Annotated in this window: 10 protein-coding genes; all 10 read left to right on the top strand. The window is 68.5% G+C overall.

Going from position 1 to position 6,884, the window contains the following annotated elements; all coding sequences use genetic code 11:
- Positions 1-123: 123 nt before the first annotated feature.
- The 10 genes from ABTW64_RS09540 (at position 124) to ABTW64_RS09495 (ending at position 6,856) form a co-directional block, all read left to right on the top strand.
- On the top strand, positions 124-417 hold the full coding sequence (locus ABTW64_RS09540) for a hypothetical protein (protein ID WP_350621689.1): 294 nt from the start codon (positions 124-126) through the stop codon (positions 415-417).
- Positions 414-1,616, top strand: a complete 1,203-nt coding sequence (locus ABTW64_RS09535; protein ID WP_350621686.1) for a hypothetical protein — start codon at positions 414-416, stop codon at positions 1,614-1,616. Before ABTW64_RS09540 ends, ABTW64_RS09535 begins: the two co-directional genes overlap by 4 nt.
- 23 nt (positions 1,617-1,639) lie before the next feature.
- Positions 1,640-2,278, top strand: coding sequence for a hypothetical protein (locus ABTW64_RS09530; protein WP_350621684.1), 639 nt, complete (start codon positions 1,640-1,642; stop codon positions 2,276-2,278).
- On the top strand, positions 2,275-2,880 hold the full coding sequence (locus ABTW64_RS09525) for a hypothetical protein (RefSeq protein ID WP_350621682.1): 606 nt from the start codon (positions 2,275-2,277) through the stop codon (positions 2,878-2,880). The genes ABTW64_RS09530 and ABTW64_RS09525 overlap by 4 nt, the downstream gene beginning before the upstream one ends.
- Positions 2,868-3,458 (top strand): hypothetical protein, encoded by a 591-nt coding sequence (locus ABTW64_RS09520; protein ID WP_350621680.1) that lies wholly within the window; start codon positions 2,868-2,870, stop codon positions 3,456-3,458. Before ABTW64_RS09525 ends, ABTW64_RS09520 begins: the two co-directional genes overlap by 13 nt.
- A 115-nt stretch (positions 3,459-3,573) precedes the next feature.
- Positions 3,574-3,861, top strand: coding sequence for a WXG100 family type VII secretion target (locus ABTW64_RS09515; RefSeq protein WP_350621677.1), 288 nt, complete (start codon positions 3,574-3,576; stop codon positions 3,859-3,861).
- A gap of 101 nt (positions 3,862-3,962) precedes the next feature.
- Positions 3,963-4,277 carry a hypothetical protein gene (locus tag ABTW64_RS09510; RefSeq protein ID WP_350621675.1) on the top strand — a complete coding sequence of 105 codons (315 nt, stop codon included), beginning with the start codon at positions 3,963-3,965 and terminating at the stop codon, positions 4,275-4,277.
- Positions 4,278-4,304: 27 nt separating this feature from the next.
- Positions 4,305-5,537, top strand: coding sequence for a hypothetical protein (locus ABTW64_RS09505; protein ID WP_350621673.1), 1,233 nt, complete (start codon positions 4,305-4,307; stop codon positions 5,535-5,537).
- 19 nt (positions 5,538-5,556) lie between these two features.
- On the top strand, positions 5,557-6,201 hold the full coding sequence (locus tag ABTW64_RS09500) for a hypothetical protein (RefSeq protein WP_350621670.1): 645 nt from the start codon (positions 5,557-5,559) through the stop codon (positions 6,199-6,201).
- Positions 6,194-6,856 (top strand): hypothetical protein, encoded by a 663-nt coding sequence (locus ABTW64_RS09495; RefSeq protein WP_350621667.1) that lies wholly within the window; start codon positions 6,194-6,196, stop codon positions 6,854-6,856. Before ABTW64_RS09500 ends, ABTW64_RS09495 begins: the two co-directional genes overlap by 8 nt.
- Positions 6,857-6,884 lie beyond the last annotated feature (28 nt).

Raw genomic sequence — 6,884 nt, 5'->3', positions numbered from 1 at the left:
CCGACGCGATCCGCGACATGGACACCCAGCTCGCCGGCGGCTGAGCCCGCGACAAGCTCTCACACGGGATGGGGCCGGGCGCACCCGGCCCCATCGTGACGATTCGCCCGGGGAGGGACGACGGTGGTGGACATCATGCTGGATCGCGCACGGCTGCGCGCGACCCGCAACCGACTCGAGAAGATCATCGCGGAGTTCAAGGACGCGGCTGAGACGCGGGACGACCTCAAGGAAGCGGTGAGCACGCCGCACGGCAAGGACAAGCTGCGCGACCGCGTGGACTGGTTCGAAGACAACTGGAAGTCGAACCGCGAGGATCTCGCGGAGCGTCTCGAGGGCGTCTACAAGCGCCTGGACGGCATCGTCGAGCACTGGGCTCAGTGGGAGACCGACACGAGCAAGAGCCTCGAGGGATGAGCATGCGTTCTCCGAAGGGTTACGAACTCACACAGTTCGCCGGGGACCCCGCAGACATCGAGACGCAGGCCCGGGCGATCAAGCGACTGGGCCGCCGGATGGAGCTCACGGCGGAGGCTCTCACCGAGATCGCCGACTCGGATGTGAACAAGAGCAAGGGCACCGACGCTCTCGCGGAGGACGCCGACGCCGTCAAGGGAGATCTCGCCAAGGCGGCGATCCGCTACACGGGAACCGGCGAGGCGCTGCTGCCCTATGCGGCAGCGCTCGAGAAGGCGCGCAACTGGTACACGGCCAACGCCGAGTCGGTGCGTGACGCCGAGACCGAGTACCAGTCCGCACGCAACGAGCTGGCGAGCGCCCCGGGAATCCCGGTGACGGAGGAGGCTCAGGCCGACCGCGAAGACGCCCAGACCGCGGTCGAGAACGCCGAGGGCCCCCGCAACGAATGGTGGGACGCCTACGAGACGGTCTTCGAGGACTGGGAGGACGCGTACGAGAAGGCCGCTGACGGCATCCGGGATGCGATCGATGCTGCCGACAACGACGACGGCTGGTTCGACTTCGTCGCCGACGTGTTGACGTGGGTGGGGCGAGCGCTGGTCGTGCTCGCGGTCGTCGCGCTCTTCGTCGTGGCACAGCCGTGGGCGACGATCATCTTCGCCGCCACCGTCGCCCTCTCCGCCGTGCATCTCGCCGGCACCATCTACCTGTACGCGAACGGCAAGGCGTCGATGTCCGACGTCATCTGGAGCGGCATCGGGCTGGCGACCTGCGGACTCGGTCCGGCGCTCTCGCGGCTCGGACGCGGAGCCCTTCCCCTGGCCGACGACGTCGCGGCCGGCGCGGCGCAGACCGTGGGACCGCGCCTGGGAACGCGCATCGCGAACATGCCCGGCGCCTTCAGCCGTCACGGGCTCACGTCGCTGCTGAGAGGCACCGACGCCGCACGGCTGCTGTCGTTCGGCGACGACCTCGCGAACCTCGGTTCCAAGCTCGGCAAGCCCGGCCTCGCCGGGCTGGGCGGCGTCACGCAGGCGCTGGCGAAGGGGGCCTCCGTCAACGTGCCCGCGGTGGCCAACTTCTTCACCGGCCTGGGCGTGGGCTCGGGCAGCGATTCCGTCTTCGACGGCATCGGCGAGATCATCTGGGGCGAGGGCAACGCCGATGGTCTGCTTCCGTCGTTCGGACATCCGTGAGCGGCGAGATGCGACCATCCTCGGTGACGCGCGATCAGAGGCGTGCCGCGGTGGAGGCGGCGACTCGATACGAGGTGGCGCCGACGCCGCGGCTCGACGCCTGGTCGCTTCTGACGTTCTCGCAGCCCTTCGATCTTCGCCTGCCGACAGTGGCGCTCGACGAGGCGCGCGAGCGAGCTCGTCAGCGCGATATCGGGTATGGCCGCCAGCGGCGGTTCAGCGGGCTGTGGCTGCAGGTGAAGGGCGACCGCGTGCGGGCCACCACGAACCGCGACAGCGGCGGCCGGTTCGCGTCGCCGATGAGCCCGCAACTGCGGGGCGCGATCGATGCGCCGGAGCAGGGCGGTGTGCGGGTCGCGGGACGGCTGCGGTACTTCAGCGAGCCGTTCATCGTCTGGCTGATGCTCCTGGTCGCGGCTCTCATCGCAGCGATGGGGATCGTCTACGACAACGCCGCGGGCTGGTTCGCGCTGCTGCCGCTCGTGGTCGCCGTGCCGTACGTCGTGATCTTCGTCCGTCGCCGAGCGGAGGAGGCGGAGGAGCTGGCGTGGCGCATGGCGGAGGCTCTGGCGACAGTGCCGCTGCGGAGTCTCACCCCGGAGAACGACCGCGCGCCGGCTGCGCGTATCCGCGAGCGGAAGCGAGAAGGGAAGGACGCGTGAGCCTTCGCGAAGAGCTGCTGGGGCAGCCCGCCCCGCCGGAGCCTCGGGGCTTCACCCTGCTGGTCCCGCCCGACTGGGGCAGGTTCCACGCGAACGACGAGGGCCGCCGTGAGCTCGAGCGCATCCTGAGCGAGCGCTTCCGGAGCGTCGGACGTCCCGATCTCGACGGGCAGATGCGCTCGATGCTGCGGCGGCAGTGGACCCGCTTGCAGCAGGTCAAGGCGTTCTCGATCTACATGCCGGTCACGCCGACCATCGAGGGGGCCACGCCGATGTCGGTCGTCGTGGCGCCGTGGAGCACGAACGGCGGCGACTTCGAGTCCGACGTGCGGCAGCGGGCCGAGAGCGCCGTCGAGCGGTCCGACACAGAGGTCGGGCCGGTCTACCGCTGGCAGAGCGAGCAGCGCGGCGAGGGCGACCTTGGCGATGCGCACACCCGCCAGGTGTCGTACGTCTTCCCCTTTCCGGCGCCCAAGCCCCGGCGGGGCATGCTGGTGCGGGCGTCGATCCTGCACCCCGGAGAGGAGCAGGGCGGTGAGGCGCTGACGGCCTTCACCGGTCTGGCGGATGCGATCGCGGAGACGTTCCGATGGCGGATGTGACGCTCGTGAACGGCGCCGACCCGGCGACGTGGGTGTGGGTCCCGCTCGAGTACCCTGCGGGGCCGTGGGACTCGGCAGAGGCATGGGCGGATGAGACGGGCCGGGTGCTGGCAGCGGGCACGGGTGATCGTGCGCCCGGCATCGCCGAAGCCGCGCACATCGTGGCGACGACGGCCACGCCGTTCGACGGCGCGGTCGCGCGCCTCTGGCATGCGCCGCAGGATGGCGCCACGCTGAACCTCGCGCACGTCTACCTCGTCGACGACGATCTGCGCGAGACGGAGCTGTCGCAGCTGTGCCTGGTCGGCTTCGAGTCGGGGGCGCTGCAGCGCGTCTTCGAGATCGAGCACGCCGGATTCGACGAGGCCGTGGGAACGCTCTCGGTGGCGTTCCTGGCGAAGGGCGGGCGGCTCTTCGTCGAGCGCTGGCTCGGTCGCGTGGGCGGAGCCCTGTGCATCGTCGAGGCGATCGACGCCGACGCGGCACGGCTCGAGCTGGTGCACGAGGCGCTGCGTGACCTCTTCCTCTCGCTGACCAGGAGCGAGCGCGGCGGTTCCGGGCAGCGCTCACCGGGGTAGTGCTCCCCGGGGTATCCCTGCCCGTGGGCGGGGATGGCGGGTCGGCTCTAGTGTGTTTCGCGGGTGGTCCGGGGGGATCGCCTGACCATTCCGAGAGAGAAGGGAAGGCGTTCTGATGAGCGACTTCGGTGCAACTTACGACGAGATGGAGTCGGCTGCTCAGAAGCTCGACGACGGCAAGCAGTCGATCCATGATCTGCTGGGCGAGCTGCAGGCTGTGATCGATGAGCTGGTGCAGGACGGCTTCAAGACGGAGAAGGCGTCGGGCAAGTACCGCGATGGGTATGAGGATCTGACGAACGGTCTGAAGGACGCGTCGGAGGGTGTGGCGGACATGGCGCAGGCGCTGCGCGATATGGCCGACGCGATCCGCGACATGGACACCCAGCTCGCCGGCGGCTGAGCCCGCGACAAGCTCTCACACGGGATGGGGCCGGGCGCACCCGGCCCCATCCGGTGAGGGTGCCGCACCGGTTCGGACTCGACACTCACCACGGAGGCATCATGGCGGACGTCGTCATCAAGTACTGGGAGCTGGAGCGACTCATCACGCACCTCGAGCGGATGATCCCCGAGTTGAAGTCGGGCGACAAGTCGGATGCGGTGCGCGACGCCATCGGCTCGCCGTTCCATCGTCACGAGCTGCCGAATGCCGCGGGCGAGTCCGAGTCTCGTTGGAGCTACAAGCGCGAGAAGCTCGTCGGAGAGCTCGAGAGCATCCTCGAGCGGGCGAAGGGCATCTACGAGTCGTTCCAGGAGTTCGATCAGGAAGCCGCCACCAAGTTCGAAAGCGGCGCGTCGGCGCCCGCACGCGCCTGAGCGCGTCCGTTCATCCGGGGGGAACACATGTCTGACATCTACTGGCCGTACACGCGCGATCAGAACCAGATCATGCGGGTCACCGACGATTCGGACGAGGTCGTCTCGATCGCCTGGGACATGATCTACGTGGGCATCGCCATGACGAATTCGGCGCGGATCCTCGAGAACGTGTCGGACAGCAGCGACGGTCAGCAGGGGAAGGCGGTCGACGAGCTGCGCAGCATCGTGGGAGACACCCACGTTCTCCTCGGCAAAGCGGGGGAGATGTACACCGCGACGGCGACCGCGATCCGCGACTACGGGCAGGCGATGAGAGACATCGCACCGCAGATCAACGCGGCGTACGAAGACGCGGATGAGAAGTGGCGCGCCTACAGCAGCCAGCCCGGGGACAAGGACGGCCGCTCGTACTTCCTGGGCCTGGGCAAGCCGGAAGAGGGCAGCGCCGAAGAAGAAGAGCACAAGGCGCAGGACGAGGCCAAGAAGCAGGCGTATGACGACTACGTCGATGCGGCGGACGTCTTCGACGACCGCTACGACGACTGGGAGGACGCCTGGAACAAGGCGGTCTCGGCGATCGAGGACGCCTTCGACGACGACGTCAAGGACTCCCGGTGGGAGAAGTTCAAGGAGTTCCTCGGCGACCTGGTCGAGGTGCTCAAGTGGGTCGGTCTCGTCGTCGGCGTGCTCGCACTCATCGTGGGCGGGCCGATCCTGGCGGCGCTCGCCGCGGTCGTGGCCGTCACCTCGCTTCTGGCCACCGGCATCCTGTGGCTCGCCGGCGACAAGAGCTTCTCCGATGTGATGTGGGCGCTCGTCGATGTCATCCCGTTCGGAAAGCTCGGGCGCTTGCTCGAATTCGGGCACGCGGGGAAGGTCCTCGACGGCCACATGTTCAGCCCCTCCACGTACACGAAGCCGTTCAAGGCCGGTGAGGAGCTCATCGGGAACAAATCGTTCAAGGACGCCGGCCTGAAGCTGCTGACGGGGAAGAACGGCAGCGATTGGAAGAAGGTCTGGGTCGGCGAGGGAAGCCACTTCGACATGGCCGCGTTCCGGTCGCGCACGTCATATTTCGGTGGTGAGAAGAGCTGGGCCGACAACCTGCTGGAGTACCCGATCCGCGCGGGCGGGGCGGCGTTGGAGAGCCTCGTCACGCCGGTCGAGAACGTGTTCAAGCTCAACGGCTACTACGCGCAGGTGACGGGCGACGAAGCGTGGAAGGACAAGGCGCCCGTCCTCAAGATCTTCTTCTGACCGGCCTAGGATTGCGACGATGACTCCCACCGGAATCAGAGAGCTCACTGTCTCGACCACCATGCCCGGCTGGGTGCTTCTGCCGGAGGACCTCGGCGAGGCCGACCGTGACCGCTGGGTGCGGGCGGCGGCGGAGGAGGTTCGGCGGATGTGGGGCGAGTCGCGCGACGCCGTGACGGACGAGACGGTCAGGGAGATGCTGCGCGCCTCTCTCGATACGCGCGGCGACGATCCGTTCGTCTTCGATGTCTGGCCGGTCCAGGGGCCGTTCCGCACGCGGGTTCGACTGCACGTTCTGCGCTCCGGCGATATGCCCGACTGGCGCGAGATCGGGTACGACGTCAGCCTGTACGCGTCGTCGGCGCTCGGCCCGGGACTGCGATGCGTCGGCGTCGGCGAGGAAGAGACCCCCGCGGGCCCTCTCGACACGGTGGAATGGTGGGCGATCTTCGACAACGGCCAGCTGGTGATCGCCGTGCATCTGGAAGCCACGCCTGTGCTGGTGTTCAACCAGATGCTCGGAGGACTCGAGGGATTCACCGACTCGCTGACCGCGGTCATGGCCGACGGAGCCGCATTCGCGGCGCTTCCGCCGCTCGAGGTGCTGGCAGACCCCGAGGCCGACTGGCGCCATCTGACGAACGGAGAATCCGCGGATGACTGAGGGCAGCGGAACAGCGACCAGCACCGGGCCGTCGCTCCGCGAGCAGCTCGGCGCGGCTCCGGACCCGGAGTTCCACCTGCGGCTTCCTGCGGGGTGGGTACGGCGCACCCCCGACGACGCCAGCGAAGCGGAGATGGAGCGGCTTCTGCGACGTCGCCTGATGCCGATCAATCGCCCCGATCTGATGGCGGCGTCCCGTACGCTGCTGCGCGACTCGTTCCGGCAGATGCGCGACTCCCGCGTGGTGGCGATGTTCCTGCCTCTCAACGACGAGGAGCTCGGTTACCTGCCCGTTCCGGCCTCGATGATGGCCGTCATCCGCCAGGGGACCCCCGAGGCGCCGCTGGACGAGTATGTCGAGCACCTCATCCGGCGCGAGGGGGCGCGGCCGCTGTTCGACGACACGAGGATCATGCGGTGCGAACGCGAGACCGAGCGCGACGAGGGCGGGCAGCGCATCGTCATGTCCGGGACGTCGTACGTCACACCGGTTCCAGGTACCAAGCGGAAGCGCGCGCTGGAGATCGTGGCGTCTTACGGCCGTCCTGTCGACGTGCCCCGGGACAACGAGCTGATCGAGGCCGTGCACACGCTGTTCGACGTGACGCTCTCCACCCTGACATGGCGCCGACCGCGCTCGGTGCGAGGAGAGTGAGCGCCGCGGTGTGGCGAGAGGCGAGACG

The organism is Microbacterium sp. NPDC096154, assembly GCF_040302945.1.
GTDB lineage: Bacteria > Actinomycetota > Actinomycetes > Actinomycetales > Microbacteriaceae > Microbacterium.
The sequence above is the reverse complement of the archived record's forward strand: the minus strand, read 5'-3'. Positions and strand labels throughout refer to the sequence as shown.